This window comes from Pantoea sp. SO10 (assembly GCF_005281435.1).
GTDB lineage: Bacteria > Pseudomonadota > Gammaproteobacteria > Enterobacterales > Enterobacteriaceae > Pantoea > Pantoea leporis.
Genome location: NZ_CP040095.1, coordinates 3,544,240 through 3,568,143 on the forward strand (window position 1 = coordinate 3,544,240; position 23,904 = coordinate 3,568,143).

Sequence of the window (23,904 nt, forward strand, 5' to 3'; positions counted from 1 at the left end):
GTTTCTGCCTGGGCAGAGCGACATTCATGCTGCGTTTATTAAGTCTACTTTGGCGATAACTGCTGAATGAGTACGTTGGCGATGCCGGTGCTGCGCTGACTCGCCAGCTCCTGCGCCAGCGCATCATCATAAAAATCACGCAGGTTGCGCGCTTCGCGGCTGCTGAACATGCCACTTTCACCGGCAAACGCATCGGTGCCTTTACGCATTTCGCTCAGCATGGTGCGCAGGAACATCGCCTCAAATTTCTCGGCCGCCTGCTCCAGATTGTTGGGCTTCGCGCCGCCCGCAATGCCGTTGGCCAGCGGGCTAAAAGGGGTTGAGATACGATCAATCATTTAGATCACCACCAGTTCTGCATCGAGTGCGCCGGCTTCATGCAGCGCCTGTAAAATGGCCATAGTGTCGTCCGGCGCCGCGCCGAGGCTGTTAATGGTATTCACGATGCTGCGCAGGCTGGTGCCCGCCGGCACGTTAACCATCTGACCACGACCACGGTCGACGCTGATATCCGATTCCGGTGTCACCGCGGTTTCACCGTTGCTGAGCGGGCCAGGCTGGCTGACGTTCGGGCGCTCGGCGATGGTCACGGTGAGATTGCCATGGGCAACGGCGGCGGCACGTACCACAATGCCTTCACCCAACACGATGGTGCCGGTGCGTGCGTTGAACACTACGCGCGGCGGCTGTTTACCGGCGTTGATCTGTACATCTTCCAGCATCGACATAAAGGCCACGCGCGCGGAGGGATCGTGCGGCGCGTTGACGGAAACGTTGGTGCCGCTTTTCGCTACCGCAGTACCGGCACCAAATGCCTGATTCAGCGCCACGGCAATGTTGTTAGCGGTTTTAAAGCTCGGGCGCTTCAGGTTCAGCATCACCGCGCTGTTGTCCTGGAAATCGCTCGGCACTTCACGTTCAACCGAGGCGCCGTTAGGAATGCGGCCAACGGTTGGCGTATTGATGGTGACGCTGGAGCCGCTGTCGCCTTCCGCTTTCACCCCGCCGACCACCACATTGCCCTGCGCCAGCGCGTAGACTTCACCGTCAGCACCGCGCAGCTGCGTTAACAGCAAGGTGCCGCCGCGCAGGCTTTTCGCATCGCCAATCGATGAAACGGTGACGTTGATGGTCTGGCCGCGTGCATACATTGAAGGCAGCGTGGCGCTCAGCGCTACCGCTGCGACGTTTTTTACTTTCGGGTCGATTTTTGGCGGCATCTGCACGCCAAACTGGCGCAGCATGTTGGCCAGCGACTGGCCGGTAAATTTCACCTGGCTGCGATCACCGGTGCCGTCGAGGCCGACGACAAGGCTGTAACCCACCAACTGGTTATCACGCACGCCCTGAATATCGACCAGCGAACTCAGCGCCTGCGCTTTCGCGTGATTGGATGCCATCATTCCGGCCGCGAGGAACAGCGGCAGCAGATAGCGAACGGTCATTCTGATCATGTTCTTCACCTTAAATCGGGAACAGCGGATGGTTGAAGAAGCGTGTGAGCCAACCCGCTGAATTGGCATCACTGAGCGCACCGCGCCCGGCATAGGAGATACGCGCATTGGCAATACGCTGGGATGAAATACTGTTATCGCGTTCAATGTCATCGGCCCGCACAAGGCCGGTTACGCGCATGTACTCATCGCCCTGGTTCAGGGTGAGCCACTTTTCGCCGCGAATCGCCAGCACGCCATTCGGCAGCACTTTGTGCACTGCAACGGAAATCGACCCGCGCAACATGTTCTGCTGCGCCGACGTGGCGTTACCGTTGAAGTTACGGCTGCCCTTAATCGAGCCGCTTAAATCATCAAAGGTTTTGCCCATCGCCGACGGCACGCCGAGCTCGACATCATTCTTTTTGCCAAAGTTAGTGCGCGCCTGTTTGCTCGACTGCGTCGATTCATCAAGCCGCACGGTGAGAATGTCGCCCACGCGGTAAGCGCGACGATCCTGCATCAGCGACCATTGATATTGGGTGTTATAGAGCCCACCTCCGCTGACGCGGACGTCTGGCTGGGCCAGATCTTCCGGCGGCGCAAAGGCGGCGTCATCTTTGTGCACCAGCAGCGCCGGGCTTTCACAGCCGGTCAGCAGCAGTGCGGCGGTCAGCAATAAACCACCGGTGAGTTTTTTTGTCAGTGTCATTGTTTTTATGGCCTTACCCGATGGGCGGAAAAACACCTTCCGCCCAAAAAAAATTACATCTGCTGCGTGACGAACTTCAGCATGTCATCGGCAGCCGACACCATTTTGGCGTTCATCTCGTAAGCGCGTTGCACGGTGATCATGTCAACCATCTCTTCCACCACCTGCACGTTGGAACCTTCCAGCGAGCCTTGCTCCAGCTGGCCAAAGGCTTCTTCGCCCGGTACGCCTTCTACCGCTTCACCGCTGGCGGCGGTTTCGCGATACAGGTTGCTGCCGGTCGCTTCCAGCCCGGCTGGATTCACGAAATTCACCAGGGTGATTTGGCCGAGTTCAACCGGATCGGTTTCGCCCGCCACGGTGGCGCTGACGGTGCCGTCTTTGCCGATGGTGAGATTTTTGGTGCCTTCCGGCAGCTCAATCTGTGGAATCAACGGCAAGCCCTGAGCGTTGGTCATCACGCCATCGGCGCTGATTTTCAGGTTGCCTGAGCGGGTATAAGCGATGTCGCCATCGGCGGTTTCTACCTGGAAAAAGCCCTGTCCGGCTATCGCCACATCCAGCTCCTGCTGGGTGTTTTTCATCGCGCCTTGAGTGAACTGCTTCTGCGTACCGAGGATCTTCACACCACTACCGAACTGAATGCCGGTTGGCGTCTGGTTGTTCTGATTTAACTGGGTGCCAGGCGCACGCTGCGTTTGATAGAACAGATCTTCAAACACCACGCGATCGCGTTTAAAGCCGGTGGTATCAACGTTCGCCAGGTTGTTAGAGATGGCGGCCATTTTGGCGTCCTGCGCCGCCAGACCGGTTTTACTGACCCAAAGAGCTGGATTCATTGCTTTGCTTCCTGTTAGCTGCCGCGGATCAGGCGATTGCCTGCCTGCACGAGGGTTTCTGCGGCTTTCATCATTTTGATTTGCGCTTCAAATTGACGGCTGAGCGAAAGGGTTTGCACCATCTCATTCACCGCCGAGACATTACTGCCTTCCAGATGCTGGCTCGCCAGCTGCACGTTCTCGCTGCGCGGCGCGGTCAGACGATTGGCCATCAGCCAGCCGTCGTTGTTTTTGCGCAGCTGATTGGCGGGAATATCCACCAGCTTGATGCGCTCAACATCCATTGCTGCCGCCACGTTGCCATCTTCCGGAATGATGGTAATGGTGCCGTCATCGCCAATCGCCACCTGCGAAAACGGTGGCAGCTGAATCGGGCCGTTCTCACCGATTAGCGGTTTGCCGCCAATCGACAGGTTGCCCATGTCATCGATATCAATGTGACCATTGCGGGTGTAGAGCTCACGACGCCCTTCACGCACCGCAATCAGGCCGTCGCCTTTGATGCCGATATCCAGCTCGCGACCGGTTTCCTGCAGTGAGCCGTGCGCCATGTTGATGCCGCCGTTTTCACTGCGCACCTGATGACGGCTGTCGTAACCGCCACCCGCGACCGCTTGCGTTGTCGCGCGTTCGAGATCGGCACGAAAACCTTCGGTATTGGCATTGGCGAGGTTGTTTGAGTGAATCATCTGCTGCGTCAGGCTGCGATTGGCGCCGCTGACGGCGGTATAAATCATGCGATCCATAATTACAGCGCCTGGAACAGGGCGTTCATCATCGAATCATTGGTCGAGATGACTTTGGTGTTTGCCTGATAGTTACGCTGCGCGCTCATCAAGCCGACCAACTCTTCCGTCATATCGACGTTAGAACCTTCCAGTGCGTAGGATTGGATAGCGCCGTTCAGGCCGCTTTTCGGCACGCCAATAATCGCCTGCCCGGAAAGGTTGGTTGCTGACCACGCGGTGCCATCTTCAGAGTTGAGGCCGTTCGGGTTGGTGAAGTTAGCAAGCACTAACTGGCCTTGCAGCAGACGTTCGCCATTGCTATAAGTCGCGTAGATCTTGCCGTCGTCGTCGATCTGCTCGCCGTTTTTCTCACCGGCGGAATAACCGTTCGGGCTGTTTTTCGAAACATTGAACTCAGAGCCGTACTGGCTGGTGCCCGCGTAATCCAGCGCGATGCTAAGTCCATCTGCGCCCGGAATGGCGGCAGTAATGTTGACGGCGCTGGTTGGCGAGGTGATGACGCCATTGGTGCTGAATTCCAGGGGTTGTGAAGCTGGCGTAGCCGTATTTCCATCAACGAAATAGTGCACTTCCCATTCGTTGTCTGCGGTTTTAACGAAGAACTGTTCGATGGTGTGTTCGCGACCCAGTGAATCGTAGACTTTGCTGGTGTAAGTGTTGTTGTAGCTTTTGCTGTCACTCTTATCGAACGGCGTGACTTCTGGCTGTTTGGCATTGGCGTTCAGATTGCCGGTGAAGCCCATGCTGTCGGTGGCTTTCGCTGGAATGCTGCCTGCAGAAATTTTCAGATCGCCAATGACGCCGGTCTGCAACTGGCCGTTAGCATCCACGGGATAACCCTGCACACGTTTACCAAGGTTATTGGTAATGTAACCCTGGCTGTCGGTGCCCATGTATCCCGCACGGCTATAGCTGACGTTGCCGCTGGTATCTTTGGTCATAAAGAAGCCGTTGCCGAAGATCGCCAGATCCAGACCACGTGAAGAACCGGTAATACCACCGTTCTGGGTGATGCTTTGTGAGATGCTGCTTACGCCAACGCCCATCGCCTGGCCGCCCGCGTACAGCGACGAGAATTCAGCCCGCATTGATTTGTAGCCAGCGGTGCCGCCGTTGGCGATGTTGTTGCTGATCGCGCCAAGCTGTTTAGTGACCGCGTTCAGGCCAGAGGTTGCAATATTAAAGCTCATGGAAAAAACCCTTAGGAAAAACGACGCGCTGCATTCGCGTCAGGAGAAAGAAATGGCGCGGGCGCCGGATTTTTACTGCTGCCAAACTGACGAATGGTGTTGTAAGCCACTTCGCCCAGGCCAGGAATGTTGATCATGGGTGCGCCCGTCTGCGGATCGAAACGCACGCTGTTGACGGTGCCGGCGATCTCAATCGGAATCTTCTCTTCCCCCGCATCGGTCACCACGCTCAAGGTGTAGTCGCCATCGGCCAGGCCAAGCGTGGCGGGATCGATGGTGAATCCGACATCGCCTTGCTGCTGCTTACCGAGTTCCAGTTTGACCTCTTTGCCCGCACTGTCTTTGATGTGCAGCGTGACGTTTTCCGCCGGATGCTGCAGATTGATACGTCCATCGATGCTGTTACCTTCCAGCTTGATGCTGTTGCTGCTGGCATACACCTGCTGGCCCACCAGATTCGCCATCCCCATCGCCTGCATGCTTTCGGCCATGTAGTAGACGCCGGTCATGGTGTCGGTTAGCGTCTGCATCGACTCCATTTGCGACATCATCGACAGTTGATTGATGTAATCCGCGCTGTCGGTGGGATTGGTGGGATCCTGGTTCTGGATCTGCGCCACCAGCAAGGTCAGGAACATGCTGCTGGTGCCGCCGTTGCTCTGCGGCGTCTGGCCGTAGGTCTCTACGCCCGCGCCGCTGTTGTTGACGTTATTCACACTCATACTTAAGCCTCACCCAGACGCAGCAGGCTTTGCTGCATGCTTTTCACGCTATTCAACACTTCCACGTTGGTTTCGAAATTGCGCGACGCGGACATCATGTCGGCCATCTCTTCGACGGTATTAATGTCGGGATAGAAGACGTGGCCCTGCGCATTCGCCAGCGGGTTGCCCGGCTCGTAACGGCGTACCGCCGTACCGGTTTCCACCACATCCAACACCTGCACGCGCGCACCCGCCAAAGCCGGTGAATCCATCAGCTTGCTGTTCTGATAAATGGCGGCAAACACCGGACGGCGCGCCTTATAGGTGGCAGCTTCGCTTGCTGCCGGAGATTCCGCGTTGGCCAGGTTACTGGCGATGGTGTTCAGACGAACGGTTTGTGCCGTCATTGCTGAACCCGATACGCGATAGATATCGTTGAAAGACAAAATTATTTCCCTTCAATAGCCTGCTTCAGGCCGATAAATTTGCTGCTGAGAAATTGCAGGCTGGTTTGGTAATCCAGCGAGTTTTTCGAGAACTCGGCCTGCTCAACGTCCAGCGCCACGGTGTTGCCATCGGACGATGGTTGATACGGCACGCGATACTGAATTGCTGGCGAAGAAGTGAACGAACTTTTCAGCATTGAACGTTGCATCTCTGCGGCAAAATCAATATCTTTAGCCTGGTAATTCGGGGTATCCACATTTGCCAGGTTGGCCGTTAACAGCTCTGCTCGCGAAAGTCGAAGCTGTAAGGCGGCGGGATGTGCCCCCAGCGCTTTGTCAAAACTTATCCCCATGTGGTGTTCCTCATCAGTTGCGATTCACACGCCATTAAGCAAACAGCGTGCCAACTTTTAAATCTTTGATTTGGTGAGAATTTTATGAACACATTGCGTTTTAACGGGAAGTCGCTTTTCCGCCTGATTCCGCTCAGCCTGCTGATTTTTTCAACACCGATTTTTGCCGCGCCTGAGGCGCAAACGGCACGTAAGCAGATCTATAATCAGGCCGTCGCCAACGCGACGTCTGACATCCAGCGCATTGCTAAACAGAAAGGCTGGAAAGATTTCAGCAGCAAGCTCAACGTCTTTATTCCTTCCGAAGTCAGCCGTTTTCAGCGCTGCGCGCGCCCCTTAACCTCGGCATTGCCGGCCGGCGATCGCAGGGATCTGGCGCGTCTGCGCTATGACATTCGTTGCGATGGTGCCAACGGCTGGGAAATTGCCGTGACGGTAAAACCGGATGTCTATCTGCCGATTCTGGTGGCGAAAAACATGCTGGAACGGGGCAAACAGCTGGCGGCCAGCGATGTGGAAATGAAGAAGCGCAATATTGTGGGACTGCGTGACGGCTTTCTCACCCATCCCGACGAGGCGGTTGGTTTTACGCTGAAAAAACGTGTGCGTGAGTTGCAGGCGATCGCGCCGGCCCATCTCGACCAGCCGGTATTGATCGAACGCGGCCAACAGATTGTGATGATTGCCGAGCAGGATGGCGTGCAGGCGAAGATGATGGGCGAAGCGCTGAAAAAAGGCCGCAAAGGCGACATCATTAAAGTGCGCAATCTGCAAAGCCAGCGCGTGGTGAGCGCGCGCGTCGACGATCGCGGCGTGGTGCGAATGTTGGTCGCGCCGGGCACCCCCTAAAAGCGGAATTTAAGTTTCCGCTGGGCAGTGTCGTTGTGCTCAGGTATGCCGTAATCGACCCGAGACATAAGAAAATGAAAATCACCCGTAATGAGACTGGCATAGCGCCAGTTGCTAAATCTGTTACTACATCGCTGAACGACGCATCTGTTGCAACCAAAAGTCAGGCCGCAGCAGTACGCAGCGACAAAACCGAGCAAGGCCCAATGCAGGCTGCACAGCAACAACTGCGTGAAATGCCAGACGTGGACGCGACCTTTGTGAGCGCCATGCAGGACGCGTTGAAATCTGGTCGTTTACAGGTGGATACCGACACGCTGGCGCAGGCCATGATGGACTTTTATCGCTCATGAACAGCACCGCGGAACGCGTAAAAACGCTGCTGCGTGATATCAAACAGGATACGCAGCACTACGATGCGCTGACGGCACTTTTGCAGCAGCAGCGTGAGGCGATGATCGCCTGCGATGCGATGAACCTGCAGTCTGTGAATGAGCAGTTGCTGGCCATTTATCAGCAATTACACGGTTCGGCGCAGCGTCGCAGCGAAACCTTACAGGCGCTGAAGCTGGCTTCCGACAGCCGCGGCATCAGCCAGCTTATGCCGTACCTGCCCGCCGCGCTGGCACAGCAAGCAGAAAGCTGGTGGCGTACGCTGGAGCTCAGTGCGTTATCTTGTCAGCAGATGAATGAGCGCAACGGTTTGTTGTTATCTATGCAGCAGGAAACGCTGGGATCGTTGACCGGACAAGGCCAGCAAAACTTCCTCTATCAACGATAACCTCCCGCTTGTTGCATAAAAAAAGTCGCCACATTGGCGACTTTTTTGTTTATGGGGGTAAATTAAGCGGCCATCATTGGCAAAAATGCCGATCGGTTAAGCACCACATCAAACCGCCGCCCATTTCGCAGCGGCGCGATTGATCGCACAATGAATTGCGCCGCTACCCTGTGTGCGGCGCTCAGTGATTTTTTTTTCAGCGCTTAACCGACAGGCATTAAGCCAGCCCTGTCGGCCACGTCCTTTACTTCAACAACGACAACCCAATCAACAACGCATTCTCTTCGCGCAACACAGGCAGCGATTGACGCTCCCAGGCGGCAAACAGCGCGGCCAGCGTGGCATCATCCAGCTCACACTGTTCCGCGAGCAACAGCGCGATGATCATCTGCATACCGAATACACGCTGGCACAACTGCAGAAACGCCGCTTCCCACCGTGCATCTGAGGTGCCAGGGAACACGCCGTGATAGGCATGCCACAGCAGATAGTTACGCCACACAGTGGCCATCCGCTGCATGACGGTTTGCACCTGCGCATCTTCACGCAGTTCCGCCAGCAGCGGTAACAGCTGCGCATCACTCAGCATGGCTAATTCATTGAGTTTCATTACCAGCGTCATGCCGGTGAGCGGATCGAGGGTCGCATCCAGCTCAACCTGCGCCAGCTGGCGCAGCACAGCTAACGGATACGCATCAATCTGTGGCAGCGAAGCAAAGGCTTCCGCCAGCAGTCCGCTGTTCATCAACGCCAGCAACTCCTCACCCACCTGCTGAATCTCATCCACTTCCTGCAGTTGCTGGCATTTGCTCAGCAGCACACCTGCCGCGTACAGCTTCTCTGCCAGCGGGGCTTCTTCGTTGCCCAGCAGGAAAATCGCCTGTTGATTGAGCATTTGCAAGCGCGAGCAAAGTGCCGGCGCATCCTGCGCTGCAGCCAGGGTATGCTGTAAGGCGAAGGCATCGACATCAAATAAAATCGCTGATGCGGCGGCATCACAACGCAGATCGGCGCTGGCACGCTGCTCCTCACGCCAGCGCAGATGCTGCAACGGTTTTTCGCCGTTGCAGCCAGCGCAGCGGCACTGCCAGGGTTGCGCCTGCAGGCGAGTCACATATTCCGGGGTATAACTGTTTGCGGTATTCATGGTTGCTCCTGTGCACCGGCCTGCGGCACGACACCTAATTTACGGAAAAAGCGCGCGGTACATGCCTGCCCATTGTCATCTTCGCTGCGGAAAAACATGCTGGGATAGAGGGCAAACCAGCGCAGGTCCGCAGTATTGAGATAACCAGCTGCTGTCAGCTGATCCTGTAAACGTTCGATTAAGGGGGCATACGCCTGCTGGTTCACACAGCAGGCCAGATGCGGCAGCGATTGCACGGTGGCGCTGACCACGCCTTCCAGCTGGCTGAGAATATGGCCCGACTCGATTTCGGCAGCCAGATGAAAACCGTCCCACGCAATATGTTCAAGCGCGCGCAGCAGGCGATTAAGAGCATCGATGCAACGCTGCTGACGTACCCAATCGAGGCGGCTATCAAGCAGCAAATAGTTTGGCCACTGCTCGCGCTGGGCACGTTGCGTCACGGCCAAATGCGTCAGGCGGGAATCGTTTTTCACGGGCGCAATCTGCTCCAGCTGAGCCAGCGTTAAACCCGCCTCCCGCAGTCTTTGGCTAAATGCGGTTAGCAGGTTGGCGTCGTCGCCTACCAGCACCACGCGATGGAAAAAGGCCCAGTTCGGCTGTTGTGATAACGGTGCCTGATGCAGGCGCTGATAAAACTTACGCAAAAACGTGTCAGGTACCGCTTCATCCAGCGTGACGCGCTGGGCTTCACAGCTGCCGAGGACAAAGTCTTTGTCAAAGGTATTGCTGCTGTGCGACACGCAGAGAATCGAGCGCCACGGATCGAGCAACAGCACCGGCGCGGTGAAGTGATTGGTGAAACCCAGCTCTTCGCCTAAGGTGGCACGATCGTCGTAACGGTGTTTTTTCAGGAAGTTACGATGATAGGCAAAGGTGCCATTCAACACGTTACGCGCCCCGTTATCGCTGCTCATAAAGATGCGATTCACATGGCTGTACCAAATTGGGATCACATTACATGCCGCAAATAACGCCTTGTGGCGACGCATTTCGTTAATGGTGTAACTGAGCTTATCAGCGCGATAAAAGTCATCATCGTCCATACACACAATGTATTCGCCGCGCGCCAGTTCATTCACCCGGTTGCGCTTGGCGCCAATCGTCATGCGTTCGCTGTGATGGTAATAGCGGATCAGCTCCGGATGCGGCGAGTAGCGCGTCAGCGAGGCGATAAGTTCGGCGTTGCTCTGCGGTGAATCGTCGAGAATCACCAGTTCGCGGCGATCGGCCGGATAATCCTGATACTGAAACATGTACAGCAGATAAGGCAGAAACTCGCGGCGATTCCACGTTGGCGTCACCACGCTGATAAATGGCAGCTCGCCCTGTTTCAGCGGCTGGCGTTTGCTCATCAATTGGTTAAACAGCCGATTGCTCATGCGAATTTCCCTCGATTACGCAGCCAGCACTGCATGGCCTGCGCATCAGTGAGTTTCTGCTGTTGTTGTTGACGCGCCTGTGCCAGCGCCTGCTGTTGCTGCTCCAGCACCAGCGAGACGGTTTTCTCCTGACACGCGTGGCTGATTAGCTCGGTTTGCAGCTCATCCTGCTGTTTTTCAGCCAGTGCCGACGCCTGCGTCTGCCAATCAATCACGCGCTGAATATTGGTTTTATAACGCGCCAGATTGCTGAGCTGCGTGGCATTCGCCCCTTCTGTGCCGGTGCCGCCGCCCAAACGATTGAGCGCCGAAATATTATTTTGATAGCGCTGCACCAGCTGCTTTTGCTGCGCCAGCTGGCTGCTGAGATCGTTCACTTTGCGCTCGCGCATTTCGCGCAGCTGCGTCAGGGTGGCGATCATTTTTTGTTTTCTGATCATGCCTTGCCTTATGCCTGGCTCAGGGCCAGCAGGTCATTAATGGATTGCGCCAGCGCGGCGGGTTGATCCACCGTCTGACACAGGAAACTGGTGATTGCCGGCTGCAAGCGCACCGCGCGGTCGGCTTGCGTATCGACGCCCGCTACATAACCACCCAGCGGCAGCAGCGGTTTGATGGCCATGTAATCGGCGTACAGCTGCTTGAGCGTACGCGCCGCCAGCTGATGGTCTTTGTCGGTGATTTGGCTCATGCAACGGCTGATGCTTTGCGCGATATCGATCGCCGGATAGTGGCCCGCTTCGGCCAGCGCACGCGTCAACACAATGTGGCCATCCAGCACCGCACGTGCGCAGTCAACAATCGGATCCTGCTGGTCATCCCCTTCCGCCAGCACGGTGTAGATGGCGGTCATGCTGCCGTTCGAGGCGCTGTTGCCCGCGCTCTCCACCAGCCGGGGAATGATGCCAAACGCCGAAGGCGGATAGCCTTTGGTGGCCGGCGGTTCGCCGAGTGACAGCGCAATTTCACGCTGCGCCATGGCGTAACGCGTCAGTGAATCGACCAGCAGCAGCACGTCATAACCGGCATCGCGATACCACGCCGCCAGCGTGTGGCATAGCTCGGTGGCTTTCATGCGCATCAGCGGCGATTCATCTGCCGGCGCGGCCACCACCACCGATTTCGCCATGCCAGCCGGACCGAGCGCGTGGTCGATAAACTCTTTGACTTCGCGGCCACGCTCGCCAATCAGGCCCACGATCACCACCTGCGCATTGGTGCTGCGGGTGATCATGCCGAGCAGCACACTTTTACCCACGCCCGAACCGGCCATTAAGCCAACGCGCTGGCCTTTACCGATGGTCAGCAGACCGTTGATGGCGTTGACGCCCACATCCAGCGGTTCCGCCACCGCTTTACGCGTCAGCGGATGGATTTGTGTGGGCTGGGCTGGCAGCACATCATCGCCGCCGAGCTTGCCTTTGCCGTCGATGGCTTCGCCGAGGCCGTTCACCACGCGCCCAAGCCAGCTTTCGCCAATCAGGATGTCGCTCTGTTTTTCCTGGGGAAAAACGCGGGCGCCCGCCATCAGCCCTTCCGGACTTTTGAACGGCATCAGCCAGGTGACATCACGATCAAATCCCACCACCTGCGCGGCCAGCAGCGTGCCATCGGCCTGCTCGACGTTGCAGCGCTGGCCGACGGCTAAGCGGCAACCGACGCTTTCCAGCAGAATGCCGTTAACGCGCACCAGCCGTCCGGCGACACGCGCCAGCGGGATATTTTCCAGCGATTGCAGTAGGTTATTGAAGGATTGCGTCATGATGGTTCCTGTTAGTGCTGTGCGGCCTGCCCCTCACCCCAGCCCTCTCCCGCCAGCAGGAGAGGGCTGGGGTGAGGGCAGCCCGCCGCCGCGCACTTACAAATTCTCCTGCAGCACACTCATGCACTGGCTCAACCGCTGATTGCAGCCGATATCCATTTCACTGGCATCGGTGACAATGCGGCACTCGCCGGGCTCCATTTCGCTGTCGGCGACTAAGCCCCAGCTTTTCACCTTCTTCGGCTCCAGCTCTTTGATGCGGCTGAACTCTTCCGCATTCATCAATACCCGCAGCTGCTTCGGCCGCTCCGGCAAGCTGGTCAGCGCTTCGTCCACCAGCGCCAGCAGCTGCGAAGGCTGCAGCGCCAGCTCAACGCGGATCACCTGACGCGTCACTTTCTCCACCAGCGCTAACAGTTCGCTTTTGCGGCGCTCTTCGTGTTCATCCAGCTGCTGCTGTAACTGCCTGCTCAACGCATCCAGCGGCTGCCCGGCGCTGAGAAAGTGCTCCAGCGCCTGCTGCTTGCCAGCGTCAAAACCCTGCTGCTTACCTTCAGCACGCCCGCGCGCCACGCCTTCCTCATACCCCTGGCTGTTGCCCTGCTCTAAACCCTGGGCAAAACCATCGCTGATGCCCTGCTGAAAACCATCCATCAGCTGCTGTTGCAGCGTCGCCGCGTCAGCGGGTACGCCGGATTCGTCACCGCGCTGCCAGGCTTTGCGCAGCGGGGGAAACTGATGCAAACGCATCTGTTTGCTGGTCATCGCTTACTCCACCGTTTGTTCGCTAAACAGCTGAATTTGGATCTCGCCGCTTTCCGCCAGTTCACGCACGCGCGTCATGATCTCTTTACGCACCTGCTCAATACGGCTGATCGGCACAGGACCGAGGCGCGAAGTGGTGTTCTGCAGCAGCTGCACCTGACGGCGCGGCATGGCATCGTAAATCGCCTGGCTCAACATCGGCTCGGTGCCTTTCAGCGCCACCGCCCATTGATCCATTGGCACCTCTTCCAGCAGACGCCCAAGTACCGCGCTGTTCTGGCGGCTGAGGATAAAGAACTCGTACATTTCGCTTTTCAGCTCATCCACCACCGCTTCATCACGCATCTCCAGCTGCGCCAGTAGCGCCTGCTGATTACCGCTGATGCGGTTAACGATGTTGGCGGCCTGACGCATGCCCTGCACTTTCGAACCGTGTTCGGACAGCACCGCCACGCCGCGATCGATCAGGCGATCCAGCTCATCCACCACATCGCGGTTGATGTCATCAAGACGCGCCACGCGATAGAGAATTTCGTCCTGACGCGATTCGTCGAGCTGCGCCAGCACGCCAGCGGCGACATCCGGTGGCAGGAAGGCGAGAAAAACCGCCTGCAACTGCAGATGTTCCTGGGCGATCATCGCCGCCAGCTGCGGCGTATCGACCCACTGCAACCGCGCCATCCGATGACGAATCTCATCGCCGTAGATGCCGTTAATGACGCTGCGGGCGATTTCACCGCCCAACGCACGTTCAAGGATGTTGCGCAGATAGCTGCGCGACGCGCCATTAATGCCGCTCTGTTCGCGGTATTCCTGGAAAAAATTGTTCATCGCCAGGCGGGCATGCGTCAGTTTGACGCCGTGCAGGCGCGCCATGGTTTCCGACAGGCGCAGCACTTCTTCGCGGCTCATCTTGCTCATCACCTGCGCAGCGGCTTCTTCGCCAATGCTCAGCAGCACGATGGCGGCCTGCTCCAGACGCGAACGCACCTTGGTGGTCTGGTCGCTGCTTTTGCTATTTTTACTTTCTGTTGCTTCGCTCATTGCTGCTGATCCATTGTTTCAACACTTCGGCGACGCGATCGGTTTCGCTCTGCGCCAGGTTTTGGAGATGATTGATTTTGGTTTCGAGGCCAGAGCTCTGCGGCGGTAAGTTGTCGTCGCCGTTAAAGCTGTTGCCCGGCAATACCGGTGTGTCCTCTTCCGCCTCGGCCACGGTTGCTGGCAGCGCGGCGCTGGCGTCAGGCGCCTCGCTCACGGCCGGCTGGCGCGCCACACGGCGCATCATCGGCAGCAGACCAAACAGAATCACCAGCAGTGCCAGCAGGCCAATGCCGCCGCGCTCTGCCCACAGCAGCGTGCTGTCGCGTTCCCACCACGGCAGCGCAGCTTCGGGTGGCACTTCCGGCTGATTAAAGGCCAGCAGTGCCAGCGATAACTCATCGCCGCGCTCGCTATCGATACCGGCCGCTTTGGTCAACAAGGCGTTGATTTGCGTTTGGTTATCCGCCGTCCAGCCCTGCACCACCGCCGCGTTTTGATTCAGCACCACGGCCACGGTCAGTTTCTGCACCTGATAGCCCTGATGTTTGATATGGCGAACATCGCGATCCCAGTTGAACTGGCGCTGTGCCTGATTACGCGAGGACATCTGCGGTTGTGCGTTGTTTTGCGCGGGTGCATTGGCCGGACGGTTGCTGAGTGAACCCGGAATACCGACCGCCAGCTGCTCGGTGGTGTTGTCCTGCGCCAGTTGCTCACTCGCCACGCGCGGTTCGTTAAGGAAGCGTTCCTGCGTCTCTTCGACCTGGCTGAAGTCAACGCGCGGTACCACGCTCACGCGGAAGTTTTCATGTCCCAGCACCGGCACCAGCAGGTTGGCGATGTTGCGTTCTACCTGCTCACGCATCTGCTGCACCATCTCGCCGCTGTTACGCAGGCCGGTACGCCCCTTCAGCTGGTCAGCGATATTCGCCGACAGCAGCGCGCCTTGTTGATCGACAACGCTTACCAACTCGGCCTTCATGCCCGGCACGCTGTTCGCCACCAGACTCACCACCGCGCCAACCTGTTCGTCGCTGAGTTGACGACCATATTTCAGGCGCAGAACCACGGAAGCGGTGCTGTTTGGTTTATTGGAAAGAACAAACGAGCTGGTTTCCGAAATGCCGAGATGCACGCGGGCAAAATCCACGCTGTCCAGCGCCATGATGCTCTGAGCCAGTTCGCCTTCCATGCTGCGGCGCAGACGCACGTTCTGTACGAACTGGCTGCTGCCGAGCATCTCTTCTTTATCCATCAGCTCGTAGCCGTCAGGCGTGGCTGCGCGGATGCCTTTAGCGGCCAGCGCCATACGCGCCTTAGGCAAATCACCTTCGCGCACCAGCACCATGCCGCTGTCGGGCGCAACGCGATAATTCAGCCCTTCACCGCTTAGCGTGGCCACCACGTCGGACATCGGCAGGTTCTCCTGCGTGCCGAACAGCGTGGTCCACTTGTTATTGCTCTGCCACAGCAGTGCCACGATCACCGCGGTGATGACTGCCGCAATCGCCGCCGGGAGTAGCCATTTTTTCACTGTGGCTTGCAGGTTCGCAGGCAGCAGCGCTTGTAATTTATCCAGCACGTCTCAACTCCATTTACATTGGGCTATTGATGACTTCATCGAAGCCCTGTTGCAGCTTGTTGCGTACCTGCATCAGCGCCGAGAACGCCACACTGGCTTTCTGACTTTCAATCATCGCGCCACTCAAATCATCGCTCAGGCCCATATCAATGGCCGTTTGCTTCTCAGACGCGACATGCTGCTGGCGATCAACGCTGCCGATGGACCCCTTCAGCACCTCGGTGAAACTCGGGGTGCTAAGCGAAGCCATTTGACTGGCCGGCGCGATAGGGCTGGTTTGCGCCTGCAGCTGCATACGTTGCATCTCGGCCATCATGTTGCCCTGCACGCCGATAGCGGGAAGTTTGTCTAACATTGTGTCGTTCTCTTTTATCAGGCGCAGCCGAGGTCAAAGCCCTGCTCGCGCATGGAGGCCAGTCGATAGCGCAGTGCGCGTGGAGTAATGCCAAGAAACTCGGCGGTTTTGGATTTGTTTCCCTGATGGCGTTTCAGCAAATCAAGGATGTATTGCGATTCGGCGCGACGACCGTGACTCTTGATCTGGCATTCGTCGGCGTTGGCGGCATCGCCCAGCGGCTGCACCATCACTTCGGGCAACAAGGTGGTGCTGACTTTCAGGTTGAAGCAACCTGCGTGCAGATCGCCATCGGCGCACATAATCAGGCCACGTTGCATGATGTTTTCCAGCTCACGCACGTTGCCCGGCCAGCTGTAATTTTCCAGCGCCTGGCGGCCACATTCGGTGATGCGCGGTTGATGTTTAACGAAAGCCTTATACTTTTCGATAAAGCGTTCGGCCAACGGCAGGATGTCTGCGGTACGTTCACGCAGCGGCGTGATGTGCATTGGCACCACCGACAGGCGATAGAACAGGTCCTGACGGAAACGCCCTTCGGCGATCTCCACTTCCAAATCTTTATTCGTTGAGGCAATTAAACGGATATCGAGCGGAATCTTTTTATGGCTGCCGAGGCGCTCAACTTCCTGCTCTTGTAATACGCGCAGCAATTTAACCTGCAGCGCTAATGGCATATCACCGATTTCATCCAGTAATAGTGTGCCACCGTTGGCTAATTCAAACTTACCGGGCTGGCTACTGACCGCACCGGTAAACGCGCCTTTTTCATAACCGAATAAAATCGCTTCCAGCATATTTTCTGGAATCGCCGCACAGTTAACCCCTACATAAGGTGCCGAAGCGGGGAATGCGTGTTGATGGATATATTTCGCCACACACTCTTTACCGGTGCCCGTTTCACCGGTAATTAATACCGGCACATTGAATTTTGCTACACGTTGCGCCAGTGCAAACAGATTCACACTCGATGATGCCTGAGCGATAAAACGATCATCGTTATTCTTTTGCATTGAGTCAGCCCTATTCATAATGAAAAAATTCCTGAACACCAAATAAAAGGCTCATCTGTATAGAGAAGATTGGCCTTTATTACGCATGATATTTCATACGTAGCCCTAAGGTGCAAGCCAGACTATTCGTTATTAAGAATCGGCTTATCTCAAGCCAGGTAAAGATGCCGAATTGCTGGTTCCGCCTGTGTTGTGCGCTGAGTATACGTATCGGACTATTCCTGGCTAGCATCTTCGCAATATTAAAACATTAATCTATGTTTATTAGCAGCTTAGCTAATTTAATTAATCTTAATCGCGGTTTTAAATTAATGGATTAATAAGTTTTCTCATCTTGTTTTAATCAGACAGAAACGTTTTAATTTGCATCAGAGAAAACATCTCGCTTAAAAAGATTAGAAGATTCCTATATCAGCAAATCCTTAATATTTAAGATGTGGCTGATAAGCTGAATCGCCAGCGGGATCGCATTCATTCTATTAAAGACAGGTTCGCCCTGACAAACGGAAGCATGAAGATGCGCACGAAATCCAATCGGATGAGAATCTATACCGCAGAGAATCAGCCTGAGCTGATGAAACTGGAAGTCAATAAACTCGGTCGCCCTTATCACAAGGTGCCGAAAGTATTTAAAGATAATAGCGATCGCTTAGACGCCAAGCTGGGTATCTATTTTCTGAAGAAGTTTCGTGTTGATGTCAGTTTGCGCGATATGCAATTTCAGATGGATTGTGCGGTTAAGCAGGCCACCATTTTCAGCAGTGAATTGGGCAACCTGGCATTTCGCCTCGACCGCGCCTTATTACTGAATATTTTACACGACTATTACGGATTATCACGCGACGACCAGCATGAGTTAACGGCCAATAATTTTCCGGTAACCAAAACGGAAGAGCGTTTGCAAATGAAACTGGCCAGCGAGCTGGTGCATTTAATTTGCGGTGACGAGTTATTTACCGAAGCGCTGACCATTAAACCGGACCCGGCATCGTTATTAACCCAATGGTCTTATCGTGTGGATTTCTTCCTTGACGGTTACAGCAATGGCAAGTTCTCGCTGCTGCTGGATGCCGCGCACGTTGACCGTTTACTCAGCACGCTGCGCCAACCTGCCGAGGCGAATCGCAACACGCCGGTGCCGACCCGTCCACACAGCTTTAAGCAGTTGCCGGTGCGCCTGCGCGGACGCTTAGCCACGCTGCCGATGACGGTAGCGGACCTGGCACGTCTGAAGCCGGACGATGTCCTGCCCTTTGCCATGAATGACCGCATTCCACTGCTGGTGGGCGATCAACCGTTGTTTAGCGCCGTAATCTGCGAAGAGCGCGGCAAACTCTTTTTCTCCGAATTCAGTGACCGTACGAGTGAATAACATGAGCGATTTAAATGATTTAGCCACTGCGCTGGACCTCGATTTTAACCTGGAAAACCAGCCTGAAACGGAAGTAGCCGAGCCGGTTACTGCGGTCACGCGTGACGCACCGCGCAACCTCGCGCTGTTCAGCCGCATTCCGGTCACGCTGACGCTGGAAGTGGCGTCAGTAGAGATCTCTCTCGCCGACCTGATTGGCGTGGGCAACGACTCGGTCATCGAACTGGATAAGCTGGCCGGTGAACCGCTGGACGTGAAAGTGAACGGCATTCTGTTTGGTAAAGCCGAAGTGGTGGTGCTGAACGACAAATATGGCCTGCGCCTGATTGAGTTCAACAACAGCGATCTTAGCGAACTGGCGGGCTAATGATGATGCGCAATTCCGGCTGGATTAAAGGAGGGCTGGCGCTGGCTGGCCTGCTGCTGGTGCCTTCATTGGCATTGGCAGAACAGAACGGACTGCCGTTGTTCTCTGCTGTGCCCTCCGCCAATGGTGGCCAGGAGTACAGCGTAAAAATTGAAATTCTGATTCTGATGACGCTGCTCGGCTTGCTGCCGATCATGATGCTGATGATGACCTGCTTTACCCGCTTTATTATTGTGCTGGCTCTGCTGCGTCAGGCGATTGGCCTGCAACAAAGCCCGCCGAACAAAGTCCTGACCGGCATCGCGCTGGTGCTGACCATGCTGGTGATGCGTCCGGTGTGGACCAACGTCTATGACAACGCGGTTGTCCCTTATCAGAATAATGAGATCAGCCTGCAACAGGCGCTGAGCACCGGTCAGATGCCGCTAAAGAAGTTCATGCTGTCGCAAACTCACAGCACGTCGCTGGCGCAGATCATGACCATTGCTAACGCCACCGGCGAGCCGGAAGCGCAGGATCTCACTATCATCGCGCCGGCCTTTGTGCTGAGCGAGCTGAAAACCGCCTTTAAAATTGGCTTCATGATCTACATCCCGTTCCTGGTGATCGACCTGATCGTCGCCAGTATTTTGATGGCGATGGGGATGATGATGCTGTCGCCGCTGATTGTCTCGCTGCCATTCAAACTGATTCTGTTTGTGCTGTGTGACGGCTGGTCGCTGATTGTGGGTACGCTGACGCAGAGCGTGCAGGGGCTGGGATTATGATGAATATCGACATTGCCGGCGACATTCTGGCGCAGGGCCTGAAGCTGGTGCTGATGATCTCTGCGGTTGCCATTGTGCCCAGTCTGATCACTGGCCTGCTGGTGAGTATTTTCCAGGCCACCACCCAGATCAACGAACAGACGCTGAGCTTTCTGCCGCGTCTGATCATGACGCTGCTGGTGCTGGTGTTTGCCGGTAAATGGATGCTGACGCAGCTGATCGATTTCACCCAGCTGATCTTTCAGCAAGCCGCGCAGCTAGTAGGCTAACGATGGATATCGCCATCAACGATCTGATCCAACCGATCTTCGCGCTGTGGCTGCCCTTCGTGCGCATCTATGCCTTTATGCACGTTTGCCCGCTGCTGGATAACCGGGCTTTTTCGCGCAAGGCCAAACTGGGTCTGGCGCTGCTGCTCAGCATCATTATGACGCCGATGCTGGCGCACAACGTGGTGCTGCGTGACCTGATGTCGGTACAGAGTTTGATTTTGACCGGCGAGCAAATTTTCTGGGGCTTCCTGTTTGGCCAGATGCTGTGGTGGACCTTCTGGGCGCTGCAGACGGCGGGCAATATTTTGTCGATGAACATGGGCCTCGGCATGGCGGTGATGAACGATCCCTCCAGCGGCAGTTCCACCATGGTGATCTCACAGATTATTCAGGTGTGGGCCGCGCTGCTGTTTTTCAGCATGGATGGGCATTTGCTGCTGATGTCGATTCTGTTTAGTGGCTTCACCTATTGGCCGATTGGTCAGGCAATTAATGAGATTTCCCTGCGTACGCTATCGGGCGGCGTTGGCTGGATCTTCAGCGGCGCGCTGCTGCTGGCGATGCCGACGGTGATCATCATGATGCTGGTACAGGGCGTATTTGGCCTGCTGAACCGCATTTCACCGACGCTGAACCTGTTCGCGCTGGGCTTCCCGATCAGCATGCTGTTCGGCCTGTTCTGCTTCACCTTGTTGATGGGCAATGTCGGCAGCCACTACCTTGAGCTCACCAATCAGGTGCTCGGTATGTTGGAAAAAATGAGGAGCTACTGATGGCCGATGCAGGAAGTGGTGATAAGAGCGAAAAACCCAGCCCGGGAAAACTGCGTAAAGCGCGTGAAAAAGGCGACATTCCCCGCTCCAAAGAGGTAAACCTGGCCGTTAGCCTGGTGATGGCGCTGGTGATGATGGGCCTGTTTTTTCCCTACTATCGGGAGTTAATCCAGGCGTCCTTTCAGGCCGTACGCCAGATGGCCGATCGCATCCAGGATGACGGCGCGCTGCACCAGTTCATGCTGACGCAGGTGCTGATCATCATGAAATTTATCGTCACGCTGATCCCGATCCCTTTCGCCGCCGCCCTTTCAACGCTGGTGCCGGGTGGCTGGATCTTTGTGCTGACACGCATTAAGCCAGACTTTAAAAAGCTCAATCCGATCAGCGGAGTAAAGCGCATGTTCTCGATGCAGCACTACGTTGAGGTGTTGAAGATGATCGCCAAATGTTTGCTGATGCTGGCGCTGCTGTGGAGCACCATTACCGGCAATCTGACTGCGATGATGGATCTGCAAGGCCTGTTTTTACGCGACGCCATTAATCAGGGCCTGCACCTGTTCGAGTCGATGATGCGGCTGTTTATCCTCACCATCGTGCTGTTCGCGGTGATTGATGTGCCGCTGACCAAATTCTTCTTCACCAAAAAAATGAAGATGTCGAAGAAAGAGGTGCGCGATGAGCACAAGAACAACGAAGGAAATCCGCAGGTAAAAGGCCGCATTCGTAACCTGCAACGCCAGATGGCGATGGGCCAGATCAACAAGCAAGTGCCGCTGGCGGATGTGGTGATCACCAACCCCACGCACTTCGCGGTGGCGCTGAAATACGACCCGAAAAAGGCCGCTGCACCCTACGTGGTGGCCAAAGGTGTGGATGACGTCGCGCTCTACATCCGAAGCGTGGCCGGTAAACACAAGATTGATGTGGTGGAGTTTCCGCCGCTGGCGCGCGCTGTCTATCGCAGCACGCGTATCAACCAACAAATTCCCGCAGCCCTGTTCCGTCCGATTGCACAGGTGCTGACTTACGTGATGCAACTGCAAACCTGGCGTAGTGGCCAGGGCGAAAAACCGCGGCTGGATACCCAACTGCCGAACTTAGATGAGGTAATGAAAGCTCATGAGCCAATTTAATCCGCGCCAGTTAAGCCAGATGCTGCGCCAGGCACACATCGGCGTACCGGTGCTGCTGCTTAGCGTGCTGGCGATGGTGATTTTGCCCCTGCCGCCAATTGTGCTGGATGTGTTATTCACCTTTAACATCGTGCTGGCGATCATGGTGCTGCTGGCGAGCGTGAACAGTAAACGTCCGCTGGATTTCTCCATCTTCCCCACCGTGTTGCTGGTTACCACGCTGATGCGTTTGACGCTCAACGTCGCCTCAACGCGCGTGGTGCTGCTTAACGGCCACGAAGGCGTCGGCGCCGCCGGTAAGGTGATTGAAGCCTTCGGTAATGTGGTGATTGGCGGTAATTTTGTCGTTGGTTTTGTGGTGTTCGTCATTCTGATGATCATCAACTTTGTGGTGGTCACCAAAGGTGCCGAACGTATATCTGAAGTCTCGGCGCGCTTTACGCTTGATGCGTTGCCAGGCAAACAGATGGCGATCGATGCCGATCTCAATGCCGGGTTAATCAATCAGGAACAGGCGCGCACGCGTCGCCAGGATGTGGCAAACGAAGCCGACTTCTACGGTGCAATGGATGGCGCGTCCAAATTCGTACGCGGCGACGCCATCGCCGGCATCATGATCCTGCTGATTAACGTGGTTGGCGGAATCTTGATTGGCGTGTTCAAGTACGGTTTACCGGCAGGACAAGCGTTCGAACAATATGTCCTGCTGACCATCGGTGATGGCTTAGTCGGACAAATTCCTTCACTGCTGCTCTCAACGGCGGCGGCGATTATCGTGACGCGCATCAGCGATGGTGCGGACATGGGCGATGACATCAAGTCTCAGCTGCTGGCTAAGCCAGGTACGCTGTATACCGCTGCGGCCGTGATGTTTGTGCTGGCGGTGGTGCCAGGCATGCCGCATCTGGTGTTCCTGGTATTTACCGGCCTGCTGCTGTTCGCTGCGTGGCGTCAAAGCCAGAAAATCAAAGCGCCGACGCAAGATCAACACGCTATGGAAGCGATCAACCAGGCGCTGACGCAGCCGGACGATCAGCCCGCCATCGGTTGGGACACTATCCCGATGGTTGAGCCGATCGGGCTGAATCTCGGCTACAAGCTGGTGACGCTGGTGGATAAAGGCAAAGGTGCGCCGCTGACGCTGCGTATGCGTGGCGTGCGGCAAGTGGTGTCGGAAACCAGCGGCGTACTGCTGCCGGAGATTGCGCTGCGCGAAGATTTCCACCTCAAGCCGGCGCAGTACGCGATCAAGATCAATGGCGTGCGCACCGCCGTCGGCGAAGTGCATGCCGATCGTCTGATGGCGATCCCGACGCCGGAACAGTACGGCGAAATCGATGGCGTATTGGATACCGATCCGGCCTACGGCATGGCGGTGACGTGGATTCTGCCCGAGCAGAAAGCCAAAGCGCTGAACCTGGGTTATCAGGTGGTGGATTGCGCCAGCGTGGTGGCCACCCATGTGAATAAAGTGGTGCGCGAGAATCTGCCGGAGCTGTTTAACTACGATGACATCACTCAGCTGCATCAGCGTCTGGCGAATGTGGCGCCTAAGCTGTCGGAAGATGTGAATGCGGCGGTGAACTTCAGCTTGCAGCTGAAAGTGTATCGTCTGCTGCTGAACGATCAGGTGTCGCTGAAAGACATCACCACCATCGCGACGACGTTGCTGGAGAGCGCGGCGATCACCAAAGATCCGATCCTGCTGACTTCCGATGTGCGCTATGCCCTGCGTCGCGCCATGGTGGCGGCGATTGCGCCGGACAACAAACCGCTGTCGGCTTATACGCTGGAAAACAGCCTGGAGAATCTGCTGCTGGCAGCGCTGAATCAGGCACAGCAAGCCGGCAAAGTGGCGCTGGATAGCTTCCCGGTTGATCCGAATATCCTGACGCAGCTGCAGAGCACGCTGCCGGTGATGGTGGAGCAGTTGAAAGCGCAAAACCTGACGCAGGTGCTGCTGGTAACACCGCAATTGCGCCCGCTGATTGCGCGCTACGCCCGTCTGTTTGCCAATGGATTGAATGTGTTGTCGTACAACGAAGTGCCCGATGATGCGAATTTGCAGATTGTGGGTCAGGTGAGTTAGATCGTGGTGGCTGTCACAGATT

General features: G+C 56.2%; 28 protein-coding genes. 10 read left to right on the top strand and 18 right to left on the bottom strand.

Features of this window, described 5'->3' with window-relative positions; all coding sequences use genetic code 11:
* Positions 1-44 precede the first annotated feature (44 nt).
* From FCN45_RS16280 to FCN45_RS16320, 9 genes are all read right to left on the bottom strand, one after another.
* A complete protein-coding gene (locus tag FCN45_RS16280; protein WP_137386505.1) occupies positions 45-338 on the bottom strand; it encodes a rod-binding protein in 294 nt (97 codons plus the stop codon).
* Positions 339-1,403 (bottom strand): flagellar basal body P-ring protein FlgI, encoded by a 1,065-nt coding sequence (locus FCN45_RS16285; protein WP_246862565.1) that lies wholly within the window; start codon positions 1,401-1,403, stop codon positions 339-341.
* Positions 1,404-1,464: 61 nt separating this feature from the next.
* On the bottom strand, positions 1,465-2,145 hold the full coding sequence (flgH, locus tag FCN45_RS16290; protein WP_137386507.1) for a flagellar basal body L-ring protein FlgH: 681 nt from the start codon (positions 2,143-2,145) through the stop codon (positions 1,465-1,467).
* A 53-nt stretch (positions 2,146-2,198) separates the two neighbouring features.
* Entirely contained in the window at positions 2,199-2,984 is a 786-nt protein-coding gene (flgG, locus tag FCN45_RS16295) for a flagellar basal-body rod protein FlgG (protein WP_137386508.1), read from the bottom strand.
* 14 nt (positions 2,985-2,998) lie between these two features.
* A complete protein-coding gene (locus FCN45_RS16300; RefSeq protein ID WP_137386509.1) occupies positions 2,999-3,730 on the bottom strand; it encodes a flagellar basal body rod protein FlgF in 732 nt (243 codons plus the stop codon).
* A gap of 2 nt (positions 3,731-3,732) precedes the next feature.
* Entirely contained in the window at positions 3,733-4,923 is a 1,191-nt protein-coding gene (flgE, locus tag FCN45_RS16305; RefSeq protein WP_137386510.1) for a flagellar hook protein FlgE, read from the bottom strand.
* Between the two features lie 11 nt (positions 4,924-4,934).
* Positions 4,935-5,645 (bottom strand): flagellar hook capping FlgD N-terminal domain-containing protein, encoded by a 711-nt coding sequence (locus FCN45_RS16310; protein WP_137386511.1) that lies wholly within the window; start codon positions 5,643-5,645, stop codon positions 4,935-4,937.
* A gap of 2 nt (positions 5,646-5,647) precedes the next feature.
* A complete protein-coding gene (gene flgC / locus FCN45_RS16315) occupies positions 5,648-6,073 on the bottom strand; it encodes a flagellar basal body rod protein FlgC (RefSeq protein WP_137386512.1) in 426 nt (141 codons plus the stop codon).
* 2 nt (positions 6,074-6,075) lie between these two features.
* The gene (locus FCN45_RS16320; protein ID WP_137386513.1) at positions 6,076-6,426 is read right to left on the bottom strand and encodes a flagellar basal body protein; all 351 of its coding nucleotides are present in this window, start codon (positions 6,424-6,426) and stop codon (positions 6,076-6,078) included.
* A gap of 84 nt (positions 6,427-6,510) precedes the next feature.
* Here FCN45_RS16320 and flgA point away from each other — a divergent pair, with 84 nt between their 5' ends.
* The 3 genes from flgA to flgN all read left to right on the top strand — a co-directional run bounded on the left by flgA (position 6,511) and on the right by flgN (position 8,056).
* Positions 6,511-7,275: a flagellar basal body P-ring formation chaperone FlgA gene (gene flgA / locus FCN45_RS16325; protein WP_137386514.1), complete on the top strand. Its 765-nt coding sequence runs from the start codon at positions 6,511-6,513 to the stop codon at positions 7,273-7,275.
* Positions 7,276-7,349: 74 nt separating this feature from the next.
* On the top strand, positions 7,350-7,628 hold the full coding sequence (flgM, locus tag FCN45_RS16330) for a flagellar biosynthesis anti-sigma factor FlgM (protein ID WP_137386515.1): 279 nt from the start codon (positions 7,350-7,352) through the stop codon (positions 7,626-7,628).
* The gene (gene flgN / locus FCN45_RS16335) at positions 7,625-8,056 is read left to right on the top strand and encodes a flagellar protein FlgN (RefSeq protein ID WP_137386516.1); all 432 of its coding nucleotides are present in this window, start codon (positions 7,625-7,627) and stop codon (positions 8,054-8,056) included. The genes flgM and flgN overlap by 4 nt, the downstream gene beginning before the upstream one ends.
* A 244-nt stretch (positions 8,057-8,300) precedes the next feature.
* On the opposite strand, the gene FCN45_RS16340 is transcribed toward flgN, so the two are convergent.
* The 9 genes from FCN45_RS16340 to FCN45_RS16380 all read right to left on the bottom strand — a co-directional run bounded on the left by FCN45_RS16340 (position 8,301) and on the right by FCN45_RS16380 (position 17,106).
* Positions 8,301-9,203 (bottom strand): hypothetical protein, encoded by a 903-nt coding sequence (locus tag FCN45_RS16340; RefSeq protein ID WP_137386517.1) that lies wholly within the window; start codon positions 9,201-9,203, stop codon positions 8,301-8,303.
* The gene (locus FCN45_RS16345) at positions 9,200-10,585 is read right to left on the bottom strand and encodes a glycosyltransferase family 2 protein (protein ID WP_210421267.1); all 1,386 of its coding nucleotides are present in this window, start codon (positions 10,583-10,585) and stop codon (positions 9,200-9,202) included. Before FCN45_RS16345 ends, FCN45_RS16340 begins: the two co-directional genes overlap by 4 nt.
* Positions 10,582-11,025, bottom strand: a complete 444-nt coding sequence (fliJ, locus tag FCN45_RS16350; RefSeq protein WP_137386518.1) for a flagellar export protein FliJ — start codon at positions 11,023-11,025, stop codon at positions 10,582-10,584. Before fliJ ends, FCN45_RS16345 begins: the two co-directional genes overlap by 4 nt.
* Positions 11,026-11,033: 8 nt before the next feature.
* Positions 11,034-12,347 carry a flagellar protein export ATPase FliI gene (fliI, locus tag FCN45_RS16355; protein WP_137386519.1) on the bottom strand — a complete coding sequence of 438 codons (1,314 nt, stop codon included), beginning with the start codon at positions 12,345-12,347 and terminating at the stop codon, positions 11,034-11,036.
* Between the two features lie 96 nt (positions 12,348-12,443).
* Positions 12,444-13,112: a flagellar assembly protein FliH gene (gene fliH, locus FCN45_RS16360; protein WP_137386520.1), complete on the bottom strand. Its 669-nt coding sequence runs from the start codon at positions 13,110-13,112 to the stop codon at positions 12,444-12,446.
* 3 nt (positions 13,113-13,115) lie between these two features.
* The gene (locus tag FCN45_RS16365; RefSeq protein ID WP_137386521.1) at positions 13,116-14,156 is read right to left on the bottom strand and encodes a flagellar motor switch protein FliG; all 1,041 of its coding nucleotides are present in this window, start codon (positions 14,154-14,156) and stop codon (positions 13,116-13,118) included.
* Positions 14,134-15,738: a flagellar basal-body MS-ring/collar protein FliF gene (gene fliF / locus FCN45_RS16370; protein ID WP_137386522.1), complete on the bottom strand. Its 1,605-nt coding sequence runs from the start codon at positions 15,736-15,738 to the stop codon at positions 14,134-14,136. Before fliF ends, FCN45_RS16365 begins: the two co-directional genes overlap by 23 nt.
* A 13-nt stretch (positions 15,739-15,751) precedes the next feature.
* Positions 15,752-16,093, bottom strand: coding sequence for a flagellar hook-basal body complex protein FliE (locus tag FCN45_RS16375; protein ID WP_137386523.1), 342 nt, complete (start codon positions 16,091-16,093; stop codon positions 15,752-15,754).
* A gap of 17 nt (positions 16,094-16,110) precedes the next feature.
* Complete coding sequence (locus FCN45_RS16380; protein ID WP_246862537.1) at positions 16,111-17,106, bottom strand: sigma-54-dependent Fis family transcriptional regulator; 996 nt, start codon at positions 17,104-17,106, stop codon at positions 16,111-16,113.
* Positions 17,107-17,644: 538 nt separating this feature from the next.
* Here FCN45_RS16380 and FCN45_RS16385 point away from each other — a divergent pair.
* Genes FCN45_RS16385 through FCN45_RS16415 form a run of 7 tightly spaced genes read left to right on the top strand, consistent with a single transcriptional unit; the run spans position 17,645 to position 23,882 of the window.
* Positions 17,645-18,478: a FliM/FliN family flagellar motor C-terminal domain-containing protein gene (locus FCN45_RS16385; protein ID WP_246862538.1), complete on the top strand. Its 834-nt coding sequence runs from the start codon at positions 17,645-17,647 to the stop codon at positions 18,476-18,478.
* 1 nt (position 18,479) lies between these two features.
* Positions 18,480-18,845, top strand: a complete 366-nt coding sequence (fliN, locus tag FCN45_RS16390) for a flagellar motor switch protein FliN (RefSeq protein ID WP_137386526.1) — start codon at positions 18,480-18,482, stop codon at positions 18,843-18,845.
* Entirely contained in the window at positions 18,845-19,612 is a 768-nt protein-coding gene (gene fliP, locus FCN45_RS16395) for a flagellar type III secretion system pore protein FliP (protein ID WP_137386527.1), read from the top strand. The genes fliN and fliP overlap by 1 nt, the downstream gene beginning before the upstream one ends.
* Positions 19,609-19,881: a flagellar biosynthesis protein FliQ gene (gene fliQ / locus FCN45_RS16400; protein ID WP_168197468.1), complete on the top strand. Its 273-nt coding sequence runs from the start codon at positions 19,609-19,611 to the stop codon at positions 19,879-19,881. The genes fliP and fliQ overlap by 4 nt, the downstream gene beginning before the upstream one ends.
* A 2-nt stretch (positions 19,882-19,883) precedes the next feature.
* The gene (fliR, locus tag FCN45_RS16405; protein WP_137386528.1) at positions 19,884-20,657 is read left to right on the top strand and encodes a flagellar biosynthetic protein FliR; all 774 of its coding nucleotides are present in this window, start codon (positions 19,884-19,886) and stop codon (positions 20,655-20,657) included.
* A complete protein-coding gene (gene flhB / locus FCN45_RS16410) occupies positions 20,657-21,793 on the top strand; it encodes a flagellar biosynthesis protein FlhB (RefSeq protein ID WP_137386529.1) in 1,137 nt (378 codons plus the stop codon). Before fliR ends, flhB begins: the two co-directional genes overlap by 1 nt.
* Positions 21,780-23,882: a flagellar biosynthesis protein FlhA gene (locus FCN45_RS16415; RefSeq protein ID WP_137386530.1), complete on the top strand. Its 2,103-nt coding sequence runs from the start codon at positions 21,780-21,782 to the stop codon at positions 23,880-23,882. The genes flhB and FCN45_RS16415 overlap by 14 nt, the downstream gene beginning before the upstream one ends.
* The last annotated feature ends 22 nt before the right edge of the window (positions 23,883-23,904 follow it).